17 protein-coding genes are annotated in these 16,855 nt (G+C 71.8%); 6 read left to right on the forward strand and 11 right to left on the reverse strand.

Annotation, left to right across the window (positions count from 1 at the left end; genetic code table 11):
- Position 1: 1 nt before the first annotated feature.
- Genes pcaH through B0675_RS21180 form a run of 4 tightly spaced genes read right to left on the reverse strand, consistent with a single transcriptional unit; the run spans position 2 to position 3,407 of the window.
- A complete protein-coding gene (pcaH, locus tag B0675_RS21165; RefSeq protein WP_081220378.1) occupies positions 2-769 on the reverse strand; it encodes a protocatechuate 3,4-dioxygenase subunit beta in 768 nt (255 codons plus the stop codon).
- Positions 770-778: 9 nt separating this feature from the next.
- Positions 779-1,981 (reverse strand): thiolase family protein, encoded by a 1,203-nt coding sequence (locus B0675_RS21170; protein WP_081220379.1) that lies wholly within the window; start codon positions 1,979-1,981, stop codon positions 779-781.
- On the reverse strand, positions 1,978-2,625 hold the full coding sequence (locus tag B0675_RS21175) for a CoA transferase subunit B (protein WP_081220380.1): 648 nt from the start codon (positions 2,623-2,625) through the stop codon (positions 1,978-1,980). The genes B0675_RS21170 and B0675_RS21175 overlap by 4 nt, the downstream gene beginning before the upstream one ends.
- Positions 2,625-3,407, reverse strand: coding sequence for a CoA transferase subunit A (locus B0675_RS21180; protein ID WP_081220381.1), 783 nt, complete (start codon positions 3,405-3,407; stop codon positions 2,625-2,627). The genes B0675_RS21175 and B0675_RS21180 overlap by 1 nt, the downstream gene beginning before the upstream one ends.
- Positions 3,408-3,652: 245 nt before the next feature.
- Here B0675_RS21180 and B0675_RS21185 point away from each other — a divergent pair, with 245 nt between their 5' ends.
- Positions 3,653-4,117 (forward strand): MarR family transcriptional regulator, encoded by a 465-nt coding sequence (locus B0675_RS21185; RefSeq protein ID WP_081220382.1) that lies wholly within the window; start codon positions 3,653-3,655, stop codon positions 4,115-4,117.
- Between the two features lie 20 nt (positions 4,118-4,137).
- Here the strand turns inward: B0675_RS21185 and B0675_RS21190 are convergent, their stop codons facing one another.
- Together B0675_RS21190 and B0675_RS21195 are read right to left on the reverse strand one after the other, a co-directional pair.
- Positions 4,138-5,133 carry a DUF3048 domain-containing protein gene (locus B0675_RS21190; RefSeq protein ID WP_081221922.1) on the reverse strand — a complete coding sequence of 332 codons (996 nt, stop codon included), beginning with the start codon at positions 5,131-5,133 and terminating at the stop codon, positions 4,138-4,140.
- Between the two features lie 167 nt (positions 5,134-5,300).
- Entirely contained in the window at positions 5,301-6,371 is a 1,071-nt protein-coding gene (locus B0675_RS21195; protein WP_081220383.1) for an ATP-dependent DNA ligase, read from the reverse strand.
- 74 nt (positions 6,372-6,445) lie between these two features.
- Here B0675_RS21195 and ligD point away from each other — a divergent pair, with 74 nt between their 5' ends.
- Both ligD and B0675_RS21205 read left to right on the forward strand, forming a co-directional pair.
- On the forward strand, positions 6,446-7,477 hold the full coding sequence (ligD, locus tag B0675_RS21200) for a non-homologous end-joining DNA ligase (protein ID WP_081220384.1): 1,032 nt from the start codon (positions 6,446-6,448) through the stop codon (positions 7,475-7,477).
- A gap of 205 nt (positions 7,478-7,682) precedes the next feature.
- Positions 7,683-8,717: a LacI family DNA-binding transcriptional regulator gene (locus B0675_RS21205; protein WP_081220385.1), complete on the forward strand. Its 1,035-nt coding sequence runs from the start codon at positions 7,683-7,685 to the stop codon at positions 8,715-8,717.
- 182 nt (positions 8,718-8,899) lie between these two features.
- On the opposite strand, the gene B0675_RS21210 is transcribed toward B0675_RS21205, so the two are convergent.
- On the reverse strand, positions 8,900-9,691 hold the full coding sequence (locus tag B0675_RS21210; protein WP_081221923.1) for a VOC family protein: 792 nt from the start codon (positions 9,689-9,691) through the stop codon (positions 8,900-8,902).
- Positions 9,692-9,963: 272 nt separating this feature from the next.
- Here B0675_RS21210 and B0675_RS21215 point away from each other — a divergent pair, with 272 nt between their 5' ends.
- Positions 9,964-10,209, forward strand: a complete 246-nt coding sequence (locus B0675_RS21215; RefSeq protein ID WP_179165336.1) for a WhiB family transcriptional regulator — start codon at positions 9,964-9,966, stop codon at positions 10,207-10,209.
- A 306-nt stretch (positions 10,210-10,515) separates the two neighbouring features.
- On the opposite strand, the gene B0675_RS21220 is transcribed toward B0675_RS21215, so the two are convergent.
- The 3 genes from B0675_RS21220 to B0675_RS21230 form a co-directional block, all read right to left on the reverse strand.
- Positions 10,516-11,493: an acyl-ACP desaturase gene (locus B0675_RS21220; protein ID WP_081220387.1), complete on the reverse strand. Its 978-nt coding sequence runs from the start codon at positions 11,491-11,493 to the stop codon at positions 10,516-10,518.
- Positions 11,494-11,723: 230 nt separating this feature from the next.
- Positions 11,724-12,500, reverse strand: a complete 777-nt coding sequence (gene ddaH / locus B0675_RS21225; RefSeq protein WP_081221924.1) for a dimethylargininase — start codon at positions 12,498-12,500, stop codon at positions 11,724-11,726.
- A gap of 124 nt (positions 12,501-12,624) precedes the next feature.
- A complete protein-coding gene (locus B0675_RS21230; protein ID WP_081220388.1) occupies positions 12,625-14,259 on the reverse strand; it encodes an ABC-F family ATP-binding cassette domain-containing protein in 1,635 nt (544 codons plus the stop codon).
- 302 nt (positions 14,260-14,561) lie between these two features.
- Here B0675_RS21230 and B0675_RS21235 point away from each other — a divergent pair, with 302 nt between their 5' ends.
- Complete coding sequence (locus B0675_RS21235) at positions 14,562-15,242, forward strand: GPP34 family phosphoprotein (RefSeq protein ID WP_081220389.1); 681 nt, start codon at positions 14,562-14,564, stop codon at positions 15,240-15,242.
- Between the two features lie 118 nt (positions 15,243-15,360).
- The gene (locus tag B0675_RS21240; RefSeq protein ID WP_081220390.1) at positions 15,361-16,197 is read left to right on the forward strand and encodes an isocitrate lyase/phosphoenolpyruvate mutase family protein; all 837 of its coding nucleotides are present in this window, start codon (positions 15,361-15,363) and stop codon (positions 16,195-16,197) included.
- 15 nt (positions 16,198-16,212) lie between these two features.
- On the opposite strand, the gene B0675_RS21245 is transcribed toward B0675_RS21240, so the two are convergent.
- On the reverse strand, positions 16,213-16,629 hold the full coding sequence (locus tag B0675_RS21245) for an SsgA family sporulation/cell division regulator (RefSeq protein WP_081220391.1): 417 nt from the start codon (positions 16,627-16,629) through the stop codon (positions 16,213-16,215).
- Positions 16,630-16,855 lie beyond the last annotated feature (226 nt).

The following is a 16,855-nucleotide window of genomic DNA, read 5'->3' on the forward strand; positions in this document are numbered from 1 at the left end:
CTCAACGGCCTTCCTCGATCCAGGTGGCGGAGGGGCCGTCGAGGACGATGTCCCAGCGGTAGCCCATGGAGAACTCGGGTCGGGAGAGGCCGTGGTCGTAGGCGGCGATCAGCCGGCCGCGGGCCGCCTCGTCCGTCACGGACCGCAGGATCGGGTCGTAACGGAACAGCGGGTCGCTCGGGAAGTACATCTGGGTGATCAGGCGCTGTGTGAACGCCGTGCCGAACACCGAGAAGTGGATGTGGGCCGGCCGCCAGGCGTTGGTGTGGTTGCCCCACGGGTACGGTCCCGGCTTGACGGTCGTGAACGCGTACCGCCCCTGATTGTCCGTCAGGGTGCGGCCCACGCCGGTGAAGTTGGGGTCCAGTGGTGCGGGGTGCTGCTCCCGCAGGTGGGCGTACCGGCCGGCCGCGTTGGCCTGCCAGATCTCGACGAGCTGGCCGCGCACCGGTCGGCCGTCCCGGTCGAGGAGCCGGCCGGAGACGGTGATGCGCTCGCCGATCGGCTCGCCCCGGTGCTGCAGGGTGAGGTCGTTGTCGATCTCCGTTATGTCGGTGACGCCGAAGACCGGGCCCGACAGTTCGACGGTCTCCGGATCGCCGCTCACGGCGACCAGCGGCTGCCGGGGATGCCGGAGCCGGGAGCTGCGGTAGGGCGGATAGTCGCGTGCGGGGTGGTGCCGTACGGGCGCGCCGCCGGCGACCGCCTTGTCGTAAGCGTCCTGGAGATCCGTGATCTCGACGTCGATGTCCGACTGAGTGAGAGCCATCTCGGGTTCCTAGCGTTCGAGGACGAGGGCGAGGCCCTGGCCCACGCCGATGCAGAGGGTGGCGACACCGACCCCGCCGCCCGCGCGGGCGAGTTGGTGGGCGACGGTGCCGGCGAGGCGGGCGCCCGAGGCGCCGAGGGGGTGACCGAGGGCGATGGCACCGCCCTGCGGGTTGAGGATCGCCGGGTCGAACGCGGGCCATTCCGCGAGGCATCCGAGCACCTGCGCGGCGAACGCCTCGTTCAGCTCCAGGGTCGACAGGTCGTCGAATCGCCTGCCCGCCTTGGCGAGCGCGCGCGTCACCGCTTCGACGGGGGCGAGTCCGAAGTACTGCGGGTCGATCGCCGAGACGCCGGTCGAGCGGACCCGGGCGAGGGGTTCGCGACCGGTGGCCGCGAGACCCTCCTCGTCGACCAGCAGCAGGGCGGCGGCACCGTCGTTGAGGGGCGAGGCGTTCCCCGCCGTCACCGTGCCGTCTTCCGTGCGGAAGGACGGCTTGAGGCGGGCCATGGCGTCGAGGGACGCGTCCGCGCGCACGCACTCGTCGGCGTCGAACACGACGGGGTCGCCCTTGCGCGCCGGGAGGGTCAGCGGGGCGATCTCCGCGTCGAACAGGCCCTTGTGCCGGGCCTGTTCCGCCTTCCGGTGGCTGGTGAGGGCGAACTCGTCCTGCTGTTCCCGGGTGATCCTGTGCTTGTCGGCGATGAGTTCGGCCGACTCCCCGAGGGGGATGGTCCACTGCGGGTCCATCCGCGGGTTGACCATGCGCCAGCCGAGCGTGGTGGAGTACATCTCGGTGTGCCCGGCGGGGAACGCGCGGTCGCTCTTGGGCAGGACGTAGGGCGCGCGGGTCATCGACTCGACGCCGCCGGCCAGGACGATCGAGGCGTCGCCGACGGCGATGGCGCGGGCGGCCTGCACGACGGCTTCCAGCCCGGAGGCGCAGAGCCGGTTGACGGTCACGCCCGGTACGGAGGTGGGGAGTCCGGCGAGGAGCGCGGCCATCCGGCCGACGTTGCGGTTCTCCTCGCCCGCTCCGTTGGCGTTGCCGACGTACACGTCCTCGATCCGCGCCGGATCCAGGCCGGGTGTGCGGGCGAGGAGTGCACGGATGGCGTGGGCCGCCAGGTCGTCCGGCCGGACACCGGCCAGCGAACCGCCGTACCGGCCGATCGGTGTCCGTACGGCGTCGACGATGTAGACGTCCTTCACGACGGGATCTCCTCGGTGACGCGGACTTCGGCTGCGGTCTTCGCGGTGATCTCCTCGACCGTGACACCGGGGGCGGTCTCCACCAGCACCAGGCCCTCGTCGGTGACGTCGAGGACGCCGAGGTCGGTGATGATCCGGTCGACGCACGCCTTCCCGGTGAGCGGCAGCCCGCACTCGCGCAGGATCTTCGGGGAACCGTCCTTCGCGGTGTGGGTCATCACCACGATGACCCTGCGGGCGCCGTGGACGAGGTCCATCGCGCCGCCGATGCCGGTGATGAGCTTTCCCGGGACGGCCCAGTTGGCGAGGTCGCCGCCCGCGGACACCTGCATCGCGCCGAGCACCGCCACGTCGATGTGCCCGCCCCGGATCATCCCGAAGGACAAGGCGGAGTCGAAGTACGCGGCGCCGGGCAGGACCGTGACGGTCTCCTTGCCGGCGTTGATCAGGTCGGGGTCGACCTCGTCCTCGGTGGGGTAGGGGCCGGTGCCCAGGATGCCGTTCTCCGACTCCAGGATCACCTCGACGCCCGGCGGCAGGTGGTTGGGGATCAGCGTCGGCAGGCCGATGCCGAGGTTCACGTACTGGCCGTCCGCGAGTTCCCGCGCGGCCCGGGCCGCCATCTCTTCCCTGCTCCAGGCCATCAGCCGCTCACCCTTCCGTCGGCGGCGGGCGCCGAGACAGTCCGCTTCTCGATCATCTTGGCGTTCGCCTGCGCGGGCGAGAGCGCCACGACCCGCTGCACGAAGATGCCCGGCAGATGCACCGCGTCCGGGTCGATCGCCCCCGGTTCGACCAGTTCCTCGACCTCCGCGATCGTGACCCGTCCCGCCATCGCCGCGAGCGGGTTGAAGTTCCGCGAGGACTTGTTGAAGACGAGGTTGCCGTGCCGGTCCCCCCTCGCGGCACGGACCAGTGCGAAGTCCGTGCGGATGCCGCGCTCCAGCACGTACGGGGTGCCGTCGAAGTCGCGTACCTCCTTCGGCGGGGAGGCCAGCGTGACACCGCCCGAGCCGTCGTACCGCCAGGGCAGGCCGCCCTCGGCGACCTGGGTGCCGACGCCGGCGGGCGTGTAGAAGGCGGGGATCCCGGCGCCGCCCGCACGGAGCCGCTCGGCGAGCGTGCCCTGCGGGATCATCTCGACCTCCAGCTCGCCGGCCAGGTACTGACGCGCGAACTCCTTGTTCGCCCCGATGTAGGAGCCCGTGACGCGGGCGATCCGCCCCGCCGCCAGCAGGACCGCGAGCCCGGACTCCATGGCTCCGCAGTTGTTGGAGACCACGCCGAGCTCGCGGACCCCCCGCTCGTGGAGCGCCTCGATCAGCACGTTCGGCACACCGCTGAGGCCGAAGCCACCGACCGCGAGTGTCGCGCCGTCCGGCACATCGGCCACCGCCTCCAGCGCCGTGGCGACCACCTTGTCCATCCGCGAAGCCCCATCTCTCCCGAGCGCCCGGCCCTCAAATTACTCAGGGCACTGATTATTTCTCCGAGGTTTCCCACACGCTGCCACCGCGGCTCGCGGACGTCAATACCCCCTGTGGCGCCTCGGTTGTGATGCGGTCGCACGGTGGGACAGGAGCGAGTGGGCGGGGTATCGTTCAGTACACAGACGATTCATGACGTGGTGGCGCGTAACCGGATGCGCGTACCGGAACCCGAGGAGCGCACATGGCCGCGGTGGATCTCTCCACCCACCCCGGGCACCTGGCCCGGCGACTCCAGCAGGCCCACTACCTGCTGTGGAACACGATGGTCTCCGAGGAGATCACCTCGCCCCAGTTCGCGGTCCTGAACGCGCTGGTGGCCGAGCCCGGCCTCGACCAGCGCACGGTGGGGGAGCGTGTCGGGCTCGACCGGTCCACCATCGCCGAGGTCATCAGCCGGCTCGGGCGCCGCGGGCTGCTCGACAAGGTGCGCGACCCGCAGGACGGCCGGCGCTTCCTGCTCCGGCTCACCGACGAGGGGCTGCGCACCCACCGCAGGCTGACCGTGCGCACCGCGCGGATGAACCAGGTCTTCCTCGGTCCGCTCTCCGCCGCGGAACAGACCCTCTTCTTCGACCTCATCCAGCGGGTCGCGGACGCAGCCGAGGGACTCCGCAACCCCGCGGAACCCCTCGGTGCCCGGCAGTAGCGACCCGCCGCCGTCTCCGCTCACGCCTTGGCGAAGACGACCCAGACCTGTCCGCGGGCGAAGTTCATCGGCGCGCCGTCCGGCGTCGTGAAGTCCGTCCCGTGCGACGCCTCGGACCGGTTCCAGTCGGCGTCGTACGCCCGGCCGTCGCGCAGCACCGTCGCGGTCCCCGAACCGACCGACTCGGTGTACGGCGTGTTGTTGCCGAGGACGTCGTGGTACTTGGACGAACGCACCTTGACGTACTGGATGACCACCGTCGCCGGCGCGACCGAGGTGCCCTCCGTGGTGACGGTCGGCGTGCCGTCCATGGCCACCGTCCAGCGCTTGCGCTCGGCGGACCAGGTGAAGGTGAACCGGGCCGACGGGAACTTCACCGTACGGGAGGTCTCGGGGGTCCCTCCGGCGGGCGCCGAGCCGAAGCGGAAGCCCGTGCTGAGCGCGGCGTCGCCCGGCGCGTCCCCGACGAGCCGCTGCGGGCGCAGATACAGGTTGTGCGGCGCGGCCTTGTCGTTGCCCCGGTACCAGGCGTCCGGCACCTTCCCCGGAAGCTGCGGGTGCAGCGGTGCCTTGTCGATCAGCGGCAGCAGTTTGTGCTGGGCCCCCGAGAAGGCGAGCGTCGGCTCGTCGAACTGTCTCAGCAGCTCCAGATCCGACTCACGGGCGCTGCGCACCGGGCCGACGGCCTTCGGGAAGGTGCTCGCGAACACCGCCATCAGCCGGCTCAGACCGCCTTCCACCTGCTCCGCGTACACCACGTCCGCCGCGTCGAGGCCGGTCTGCGGACGGGCCGCGGCCACGTTGTCGATCTTCACCGCGAGCACCGAACCGGTCCTCGCGGTGGGGCTCGCGCTGTCGCTCGGACCGGTGCTCGGCACCCGGGCCCTGCCGTCGTCGGTCGGGCCGCCGCCCCTGCCGTCCCCCGCGGTGCAGCCCGTCATCAGGGAGCCCGTCACCGTGACGGCCAGCAGTGCCGCCGTCCATGCGCCGCGCCGCGTCCGCACCATCTCTCGCATGCCCACCGTGCCACCCGTCTCGTACCGTCGATTGTGCGTTCATCAGTTCATCGGTGGCCATACCCGATCGTTTCTGATTGCGCGCGTCGACTGGGCCGATCGGCTCAGCGAGATGATCGGGGGAGAGTGAACCGGAACCGCGGAAGCCTCCGTTCCACGTCCCGCGGTCAGTCCTGCGGCCCGAAGATCTCCGCCAGGTCGTAGCCCACCGGCTCCTCCAGTTGTCCGTACGTACAGCTCTCCGCGGTCCGGTCCGGGCGCCATCGGCGGAACCGGGCGGTGTGCCGGAACCGGGCGCCGTTCTCCATGTGGTCGTACGCCACCTCCGCCACCCGCTCGGGCCTGACCGGCACCCACGACAGGTCCTTCTTCCCCGACCACCTGCTCGGCGCGCCCGGCAGCCGCGCCGAGGCGTGCGCGGACTCCTCGGCCCAGGCCGCCCACGGATGCTCCGAGGCGTCCTCCAGACGCAGCGGCTCCAGCTCCTCCACCAGCTCCGCGCGCCGCTTCATCGTGAACGCGGCGCTCACCCCGACGTGCTGGAGCGTGCCCCGGTCGTCGTACAGACCGAGCAGCAGCGACCCGACGACCGGCCCGCTCTTGTGGAAGCGGTACCCGGCGACGACGACGTCCGCCGTCCGCTCGTGCTTGATCTTGAACATGGCCCGCTCGTCCCGCAGGTACGGCGACGTGAGCGGCTTGGCGACCACCCCGTCGAGACCCGCGCCCTCGTACTGCTCGAACCACCGCTGCGCCACCGCGCGGTCCCTGGTCGCCGGCGCCAGGTGCACCGGCGCGGTCACGCCGGACAGGGCCGTCACCAGCAGTGCCCGCCGGTCGCCCAGCGGGACATCCAGGAGCGACTCGTCGGCCAGGGCCAGCAGGTCGAACGCCACGAAGGAGGCCGGAGTGCGCTCGGCGAGCGTCCTGACCCGTGAGTCCGCCGGGTGGATCCGCTCGGTGAGCGCGTCGAAGTCGAGCCGGCCGTCCCGGGCGATCACGATCTCGCCGTCCATCACGCAGCGCTCCGGCAGCCGATCGAGCAGCGCCTCGACCAGCTCCGGGAAATACCTGGTCAGCGGCTTGCCGGTGCGGCTCCCGATCTCCAGCTCCGCGCCGTCCCGGTACACGATGGCCCGGAAACCGTCCCACTTGGCCTCGTAGTGCATGTCCGGCGGGATCTTCGCGACGGACTTGGCGAGCATCGGCTTCACGGGCGGCATCACCGGCAGGTCCATGCTCCGATTCTCCGCGCAACCGCGGGCATCCGCCCGGTGTGCGGGGCCACGGCACTGCGCCTACCGTGGCTCGCATGGGCGATGCGGTGGAACTCGAGGCAGCCGGCAGGACCGTACGTCTGTCCAGTCCGGGCAAGATCTTCTTCCCGGAGCGCGGCTTCACGAAGCTGGACCTCGCCCAGTACTACCTGGCCGTCGGTGACGGCATCCTGCGCGCCCTGCGCAACCGCCCCACCACCCTGGAGCGCTATCCCGACGGCGTGGCGGGCGAGTCCTTCTTCCAGAAGCGGGCGCCCAAGAACATGCCCGACTGGATCCCCACCGCCCACATCACCTTCCCCAGCGGGCGCAGCGCCGACGAGATGTGCCCCACCGAGCCGGCCGCCGTCCTCTGGGCCGCGCAGTTCGGCACGCTCACCTTCCACCCGTGGCCGGTACGCCGCGACGACGTCGACCGGCCCGACGAACTCCGCATCGACCTCGACCCGCAGCCCGGCACCGACTACACGGACGCGGTCCGCGCCGCCCACGAGCTGCGCCAGGTGCTCCACGACTACGGCGACCTGCGCGGCTGGCCCAAGACCTCCGGGGGCCGCGGCCTGCACGTCTTCGTGCCGATCCAGCCGCGCTGGACCTTCACCCAGGTACGCCGGGCGGCCATCGCCGTCGGCCGCGAACTCGAACGCCGGATGCCCGACCACGTCACCACCGCCTGGTGGAAGGAGGAGCGGGGCGAGAAGATCTTCGTGGACTACAACCAGACCGCGCGGGACCGCACCATCGCCTCCGCCTACTCCGTGCGCCCCCGGCCGCACGCGCCCGTCTCCGCGCCGCTGCGCTGGGACGAGGTGGACGACGCCCGGCCGCGCGACTTCGACCTGGCGACGATGCCGGCCCGCTTCGCCGAACTCGGCGACGTGCACGCCGACATGGACGATCACGCCTTCTCGCTGGAGGCCCTGCTGGAGCTCGCGAGCCGCGACGAGCACGACCACGGCCTCGGCGATCTCCCGTATCCGCCCGAGTACCCGAAGATGCCGGGCGAGCCGAAGCGGGTCCAGCCGAGCCGCGCCCGGCACGAGGACGCGGAGCCGCCCGGCGCCTGAGCGGTCCCCGCCCGAAGCGATCGCCGCGACGGGAGTGGCCACCCGGGCGGGCGCCTCGGACCGCCCCGTCGCGCCCGCCGGGAGTGCCGCCCTCGCCGGCGGCCCGGAACGGCCGTCCCGCACAGCGGGGTTCGCGCTGATCCGCACGGCACCCCCGGTCGCGGCGCGGCTATCCTGATCCGCATCCGCCGAGGAGGTGCCCCGCATGACCGAGACCGTGTCGCGCCCCACGCTGGAGGCCGTGGCCGCGCGGGCCGGGGTCTCCCGGGCCACCGTGTCCCGGGTGGTGAACGGCGGCGACGGGGTGCGAGAACCCCTCGTGGAGCGGGTGCGCCGAGCCGTCGAGGAACTCGGCTACGTGCCGAACCAGGCCGCGCGCAGCCTGGTCACCCGCCGCCACGACGCCGTCGCCGTCGTGATCGCCGAACCGGAGACCCGGGTCTTCGCGGACCCTTTCTTCGCCCATCAACTCCGCGGCATCAGCAAGGAACTGACGGCGCACGACTCGCAACTCGTGCTGCTGCTGACGGAGGGCCGCGACGACCACGCGCGCGTGGCCCGCTATCTCGCGGGCGGCCACGTCGACGGAGCGCTCGTCTTCTCGCTGCACCTCGACGACCCGCTGCCCGGCCTGATCCACGGGGCGGGCGTGCCCACCGTGTTCGGCGGGCGGCCCGACTGGGGCGGCAGCGACCGGGAGTCGCTGTACGTCGACTGCGACAACCGGGGTGGTGCCCGCGAGGCCGTACGCCACCTCGTCGGCCTCGGCCGCACCCGCATCGCCCACATCACCGGCGCCCTCGACCAGACCTCCGCCGTCGACCGCCTCGACGGCTTCCGGGACGTCGTGGGCGAGGTCGACCCGGCGCTCGTGGCGGAGGGCGACTTCACGCCCTCCGGCGGCGAACGCGCGATGCGGGAACTGCTGGAGCGCCGCCCGGACGTGGACGCCGTGTTCGTGGCGAACGACCTGTCGGCCCTCGGCGTGCTGCGCGTCCTGCGCGAGGCCGGGCGGCGCGTCCCCGAGGACGTCGCCGTGATCGGCTTCGACGACATGCTGCCGATCGCCGAGCAGACCGACCCGCCGCTGACGACGGTCCGTCAGGACATAGAGGAGATGGGCCGGTTGATGGCCCGGCTGCTGATCCGCGGCCTGGAGGGCGCGACGGGGACGGACACCGACCCCGAACGCTCCGGTGTCGTCCTGCCGACGACCGTGGTGGTCCGCGGCTCGGCGTGATCCGGCCGGACCGGCCCCGATCGGAACGGCCGGCCGGCGGAACGGCTCCGATCGGACCGACCGACGGGCCGGGCGCGGATTCCGGCAGGGCCGAACGCGCGGGGGCCGCCCTGGAACGCACCGGGGACGGCTCCCCTCGATTCGGATCCGCGACCCCGGTCCGAGTGCCTCCGGGTGCCGGATCAGCCCTGCTGCTGCGCGCTCTTGATCACCGCGAAGCGCGCCCCGTACGGATCCGTGAGCCGGGCGGCGCGGCCGACGCCCTCCAGGTCGGTCGCGGGCATCCGCACCGTGCCGCCGAGTTCCCGCGCCTTCGCGACCACGGTGTCCGTGTCGGCGACCTCGATGTACGGCAGCCAGTACGCCCCGGAAGCGGCCTCGACCGGGTCGTCGGCGAGCGGGACGATGCCACCGAACATGTCCTCCGCCTCCGAACCGGCAGGATTGACGCAGGTGTAGACGCCGCCGGGGAACGGGGCCGCCGAAGTCTCCCAGCCGAACACCGCGTTGTAGAACGCGGCGGCCGCCGGGAGGTCCGGGGTGTACAGCTCGACCCAGCACAGCGAACCCGGGTCCGTGGCGAGCCCCAGTCCCTTGGTCCGGGCCGGCTGCCAGATGCCGAAGTGCACGCCCGCCTTGTCGGCGAGCATCGCCATGCGGCCCTCGCCCATCACGTCCATGGGCGGCATCAGCACGGCGCCCTTCGCCTGCTCCACCGCCTTGGCCGTGGACTCGGCGTCCGCGCTCCGGAAATACACGTTCCAGGACGGCGGGCCCTGCTCGGGGGTGGTCTGCATGCCGCCGGCGACGGTCTTCCCGTCGATCTGGAAGAAGCCGTAACCGCCGGCGTCGGGTCCCGCCGACGTGAACTGCCAGCCGAACAGGGCTCGGTAGAAGGAGATGGCGCCGTCGAGATCGGATGTGCCTACGTCCAGCCAGTTCGGCGAGCCGTCGACGAAACGGGTGGTGAGCATCATTGCCCTCCTTTGAGGGGTCCCGCTGCCTTTGGTACCGAGTCTTCCACCGCCCGCCGACCGGCGCGGCCGGGACGCGCACTCCCGTCCCGAGACCCCCGCGCCACTACGCTCGGTGTCCGGGCGGATCCGCATGGTTCTCCTCGTCCCCCGCGCGCCGCCGTGCCCGGGACCGTCCCGCCGGGGCATCATCAGGGCCGCCGGGGGCGTCGGAACGCCGCGTTGATCCCGCGTTGATCGAACGTTTTTCGCGGCGGGGCACGATCCTGAGCATGCCCATGGAAACGATCACTCCGTCCGACATCGCCTGGCAGCAGCAGGCGCTGTGCGCGCAGACGGGGGCGGACTTCTTCTTTCCCGAGCCCGGCAGTTCGGTGCGCGAGGCCAAGCGCATCTGCGGGATGTGCGACATGCGGTCCGCTTGCCTCGACTACGCGCTGAGCAACGACGAACGCTTCGGCGTCTGGGGAGGGCTCTCCGAGAAGGAGCGCCTCGGTCTGCGCCGCGCCCGCGAATGACGGAGCACGCGCCCGGCCGGCGGCGAACTCACCCGCAGCCCTGAACGGCTGGTGACCGCCTCGTCCGAACGGGCCCCCTTCCCGTGCCGCACCGGCATCAGGGCGGGGCGGTGCGTTCGGACGCGAGAGCGGGGTCGTGGCACCGAGGCGGGCGCGCCGGTCCCCAGCACCGGAGAGCAGGACCTCGCTGGTTCCGGTCCAGCCGAGCCGCCCCCTGGACATGCGAAAGCCCCCGCCTCGCGGACCCTGTGCGAGCAGGGTCGGGAGACGGGGGCCGAACGCGGGCAGGTCCGGGAGCGCGGGGGCCTAGGCGGTCGCGCGGGCCGCCATGCGGGCCTTGCGGGCCGCGAGCTTCTCGTCGAACTTCGACGCCTCGGCGTCGAGGCCGCCCATGAAGAAGCCGAGCTCCTCCTGGGCCTGGAGACCCTCGGGGCCCAGACCGTCGATCTCCAGCACCTTCAGGTGACGCAGCACCGGCTGGAGCACGTCGTCGTGGTGGATACGCATGTTGTAGACCTCGCCGATGGCCATCTGCGCGGCCATGCGCTCGAAGCCGGGCATCCCGTGACCGGGCATCCGGAAGTTGACCACGACGTCCCGCACGGCCTGCATGGTCATGTCGGGGGCGAGCTCGAACGCGGCCTTCAGGAGGTTGCGGTAGAAGACCATGTGCAGGTTCTCGTCGGTCGCGATGCGGGCCAGCATGCGGTCGCAGACCGGGTCGCCCGACTGGTGGCCGGTGTTGCGGTGCGAGATGCGGGTCGCCAGCTCCTGGAACGCGACGTACGCGACGGAGTGCAGCATCGAGTGGCGGTTGTCCGACTCGAAGCCCTCACTCATGTGCTGCATCCGGAACGCCTCGAGCTTGTCCGGGTCCACGGCGCGCGAGGCGAGCAGGTAGTCGCGCATCACGATGCCGTGCCGGCCCTCCTCCGCGGTCCAGCGGTGCACCCAGGTGCCCCAGGCGCCGTCCCGGCCGAAGAGGGAGGCGATCTCGTGGTGGTAGCTCGGGAGGTTGTCCTCGGTGAGGAGATTGACGACCAGCGCGATGCGGCCGATCTCGGTGACCTTGGACTGCTCCTTGTCCCAGGCCTCGCCGTCCTCGAAGAGACCGGGGAAGTTCCGGGCGTCGCTGAACGGCACGTACTCGTGCGGCATCCAGTCCTTGGCCACCTTCAGGTGGCGGTTGAGCTCCGTCTCGACCACTTCCTCCAACGCGTACAGCAGGCGTGCGTCGGTCCAGGCGGCTGACGGGCTGCCGAGGTGAGGAGAAGTGATCGTCACGGTTGCTCCAGAGGGGGACGGGGACTACGACGAGCGGAGAAGCCAACCTACGGCATCGTAGGCTACGTATCCGTAGGTTACGTTGCCGTAGGTTAAGGACTCCGTAAAGAGCGCTGATCAGCAGGGTTTTCGGGGCGATCGCTCACTCCCTGGAACCCTCCGGAAGCGCTCCGAAGGCGCTCCGGAAGCGCAGGTCCGCGGGTACCCGCGAGCGTCTCGATCACCCCCGGTCAGGTGTACAGCTCCCGGAGCCGGACCGAGAGGCATGTCACACATCCTTCGAGCTTCTCGAACTCGCTGATGTCGACGAGGACCGGCGTGTGTCCGAGGTCCGCCAGCAAGTCCGCTGTCCTCGGAGCACTCCTGGCCATCAGGAGCCTCCCGCCGCCCAGCAGCACCACATGCGCCCCGGACTCCTCCGGTACCGGCAGGAAGCGCGGGAAGAGAGCGGGGGAGTCCACGAGGGGCTCGTACCCGATCACCGTTCCGTCGGGCAGCGCGGTGACCGCCGACTTCAGATGGAGCACCGTGCTGACGGGGACGGCCACCACGCGCGCCCCGAGCGGCTCGAAGACGGCGCGCAGCTGCCCCACGCCGGACGCGTTGGTCCGTCCGCCCCGGCCCACGTAGATCGTGTCGCCGACCTTCAGGACGTCGCCCCCGTCGAGGGTGCCCGGTTCCCGGATCCGGTTCACCGAGCAGCCCAGACGCTCCACGGCCTCCTCGACCCCGGCGGTCTCGCCGCGCCGGGACCGCGCGCCGGAGCGGGCGATCAGGGCGACGTTGCGGAAGACGACGACGGCGTCCTCGACGAACACCGCGTCCGGGCAGTCGTCCGCCGGGTCGGCCTCGACGGTCTCCCAGGCGTGCGCGCGCAGCGCCTCGACGTAGGCCTCCCACTGCTCGACCGCCCGGCCGACGTCGACCGGGGTGCGCTCGACGTGCGTCACCAGCCCCTCGGCGAGGCGGGGGCCGGGACGGCGTACGAGCGCTTTGCGGCTGGGCACGGGCAGGTCTCCGATCTCGGCAGGGGGCGTCGGCGCACAGGCGGCGCGCCCGGAGCGCGCGAAAGCCCCCAGCTTCACGTCGGGCACCGTCACGTCCGACGCTAGGCGGCCCCCGCCGTCCGCACTAGAAGGGATACCCGACAGTTTCCGGAGCGATTTCTTTCAGTTCTCCTCCTTCCAGCAGCAGTCGGCGCGTGATGCCGATCGACTCCAGGAACGGCATGTCGTGGCTGGCGACGACGAGCGCGCCCTCGTACGACTCCAGGGCGCTGGTGAGCTGGCGGACGCTGGCCATGTCGAGATTGTTCGTCGGCTCGTCGAGCATCAGCAGCTGCGGCGCGGGCTCGGCCAGCATCAGGGCCGCGAGCGCCGCCCTGAAACGTTCGCCGCCGGAGAGCGTCGCCGCCCGCTGGTCGGCCTTCGCCCCCTTGAACAGGAAGCGCGCCAGCCGCGCCCGGACGCGGTTGTTGGTGGCCGTCGGCGCGTACCGGGCGACGTTCTCGGCGACGGTCAGCTCGTCGTCGAGGACGTCGAGACGCTGCGGCAGGAAACGCAGGGGCACATGGGCCCGGGCCTCACCGGACACGGCGTCCAGTTCCCCGGCGATCGTGCGCAGGAGCGTCGTCTTGCCCGCTCCGTTGCGCCCGATCAGCGCGATCCGCTCGGGGCCGCGCAGGTCGAACATGCCGTTCACGCGCGCGCCGTACCGCAGCTCCAGCTGTTCGAGCGTGAGGACGGTGCGCCCCGGCGGTACGGCCGTGTGGGGCAGATCGACGCGGATCTCGTCCTCGTCCCGTACGGCCTCCACCGCCTCGTCGAGACGCTCCTTCGCCTCGCTGAGTCTCTCCTCGTGCATGATGCGGTGCTTGCCCGCGGACTCCTGCGCCGACCGCTTGCGTGCCCCCATGACGATCTTCGGCTCGCGCTTCTGGTCGTTCATCTTCTGTCCGTACCGCTTGCGCCGGGCCAACTTGACCTGGGCGTCCACCAGTTCGCGTTTCTGCTTCTTCAGGTCGGACTCTGCGACGCGCACCATGCGCTCGGCCGCCTCCTGCTCGCCGGCGAGGGCCTCCTCGTACGCCGAGAAGTTCCCGCCGTACCAGGTGACCCCGCCGGAGTGCAGGTCGGCGATCTGGTCCACCAGGTCCAGGAGTTCGCGGTCGTGACTGACCACGACCATGACGCCGGACCAGGCCGCGACGGCCGCGTAGAGCCGCTGCCGCGCGTACAGGTCGAGGTTGTTGGTGGGCTCGTCGAGGAGGAGGACGTCGGGGCGGCGCAGCAGCAGGGCCGCGAGGCGCAGCAGCACCGACTCGCCGCCGGACACCTCGCCGATGGTGCGGTCCAGGTCGACGTGTCCGAGGCCGAGTTCACCGAGGGTGGCCAGGGCCCGTTCCTCCACGTCCCAGTCGTCGCCCACGACGTCGAAGTGTTCCTCGGCCGCGTCGCCGGACTCGATCGCGTGCAGGGCGGCCCGCCGAGCGGCGATGCCGAGTGCCTCGTCGACCCGCAGGCCCGTGTCGAGCGTGACGCTCTGCGGCAGATGGCCGATCTCGCCCGCGACCCGGACGGTGCCGTCGGCCGGGGTGAGCTCCCCGGCGATCAGCTTCAACAGTGTTGATTTTCCTGATCCGTTGACTCCGACGAGACCGGTCCTGCCCGGTCCGAACGCGATCTGGAGGTCGTCGAAGACGTCGGTGCCGTCAGGCCAGGCGAAGGACAGGGAGGTGCATGTGACGGAGGTGGGGGAGGTTGACATGAGGCCTCGCGGTTGCTGGAAACGGTCGGGGGTACGCGTTCGGGACACCGCGAGGCGACGACGATCCAGTTCGGAGGAGAGCGAGGAAAGGGCCCTGCGCCGAAGGACGGCTCGAACGCCGAGGTCGCACGCTGCGCACACGGAAGCCGGACAGAACCGACTGCGTGTGACGCGGTGTCTCAGACCTCAGACGAGCAACGTCCTTCTCCATTCGACGGCAACAGAACCGCTGTACACCGTAGGGACGGCCCCGGGGGCTGTCAAAGGATTAACGTGGCCCTCACGACACCTAAGGAGATCCCGTGCCGAACGGCCCGCTCTCGCTGCCCGCCCGGCTGTACCTCCTGGCCTGGGACACCACCAAACCCAAGGTCACCGGGTCGACCCATCTCCACCACCTGGTCCGCGCCGGTGCCCTGACCGAGCTGGCCCAGCGCGGGCTGCTCGTCGACGACGACGGCATCGTCACCCCGGTGGACCCCGACTCCCGGACCGGGGACCTGGTCCTCGACGGGCTGCTCGAACTCGTCGCGGAGTCCCGGCCCCGCAAGTGGAAGGCCTGGGTCACGCTGCGCGCCCGGGTCACCCTGGACGCCGTCCGCGCCCAGCTGGCCGCCGAGGGGTACCTGCGGGCGGAGAAGAAACGGGTCCTCGGGCTCTTCCCGTCCGTGGACTACACCCTGGACCGGGTCCCCGTCGTGGACGCGCTGCGCGCCGAGGCCCGCCAGGTGCTGGAGGGGCCGGTGCCGGTCGCCGAGGTCGGGGACCGCGACGCGGCCCTCGTCGCCCTCGCCACCGCGGCCGAGCTGCGCACCCTCGCCTCGGCCAAGGAGCGCAAGCTGCACAGGGCCCGTATCGACGAACTCACCGAACGGGGCGGCGCGGCGGCCCCGGCCCTGAAGAAGGTCATCCAGGAGGTCAGGACGGCGGTCATCGTGGCGGCGACGACCGCCTCGACCACGGCGGCGACCACCGGAGGCTGAGCCGCACGGACCGGCACCCGGGCGCTCTTCGAACCGGTGTTCCTGGCAGGCGGACGGCCGCACGTCCCTGTCGGATTCCTGCCGGCGCCCGCGGTCCGGCCCGTGTTCGGCTCCTCCCATGACGACCACGGAACAACTCCGCGCAACCGCACTCGCCTTCCACGCCCTGCACGTCCCCGGCCGGCCCCTCGTCCTGCCGAACGCCTGGGACACCGCCAGTGCCCGGATCGTCGAGGAGGCCGGCGCGGGGGCGGTGGCGACGACCAGCGCCGGCCTCGCCTGGGACCTGGGCGCCGCCGACGGGGACGTACTCGACCGGGACCGGGCGCTGGCCGCCGTCGCGAGGATCGCGGCCGCGGTAGCCGTGCCGGTCAGCGCGGACATCGAGAGCGGCTACGCGCCCGACGCGGCGGGCGTGGGCGGCACCGTCCGCGCCGTGCTCGCGGCCGGCGCCGTGGGCGTGAACATCGAGGACGCCCTCCACGAGGACGGTGCCGGGCCGCTGCGCCCCGTCGCCGAACAGGCGGACCGCATCGCGGCGGCCCGCGCGGCCGCCGACGCGGCGGGCGTGCCGCTGTTCGTCAACGCCCGCATCGACACGTTCCTGCGCGGCGCGGGCGGCGTCGCGGAGACCCTGGAGCGCGCCGGGGCGTTCCTCGCGGCCGGAGCCGACGGCGTCTTCGTCCCCGGAGCCGTCGACCCGGTGACCGTCAAGGCACTCGCCGAGGGCATCGACGGGCCGTTGAACATCATGGTGGGCCCGGGCGCGCCGACCGTCGCCGAGCTGGCCGCCCTCGGGGTGGCCCGCGTCAGCGCGGGGTCGGGCGTCGCGCAGGCCGCCCACGCCCTGGTCCGTCGTGCCGCGCGGGAGCTGCTGGACACGGGGACCTACGGGGCGATGGCCGACGGATACGACTACGGGGAGCTCAACTCCCTGCTGGGCGGCTCCCGCTGACGGGACCTCAGCTCCTCAGCAGGTGCCCCGCATCAGCTCCGCGAGGTCGTGGTCCAGGTCGACCTGGAGGTGCTCCAGACCGACCGGGACCAGCTCGGTCGTCAGCCCCAGGAAGTCCCTCACCTGTCCCGAGCGCACATGCACCACCGCGGTGCCCTCGGGGGCGTGGAACTCCAGCACGGTGCGGTCGTAGCCGTACGGGCGCACCCGTACGTCACCGAACCCCACCGCGTCGTCGAGGCCCGCCACCAGCAGTTCGCGGGCGAAGGTCCAGCAGACCTCCACGCCTTCGAGGGTGGCGGGCGCGGGGAAGGTCATGCGGACGGCGAACGGGTCGGTCCGGTCGTAGTGGAGGGTCGCGGGAATGCTCGGCATCCGCGGGGCGGCGGCGACGAGGCGGGCCTCAACGGGCTGCTCGATGACGGTGGACAACGCCTTTGCTCCCTTGTGACGACTGGACGGACTCCGGGTGGATGACGCCGGTCATTGGAAGAGACGGAAAAATGACACGGCGCGTGCACCCGTGACCCGAGTGACCTCTGTCACCGGGGTCATGCACCGGGGAGATCCACTTTCCCCGACAGCGGCCGTCCCATTCCGTCCCGTGCTCGCAGGACACCCCTGAGGACACCCGGACGGGCCCCCGAGGTTCCCGCCG

Source organism: Streptomyces sp. M41(2017), assembly GCF_002078175.1.
GTDB lineage: Bacteria > Actinomycetota > Actinomycetes > Streptomycetales > Streptomycetaceae > Streptomyces.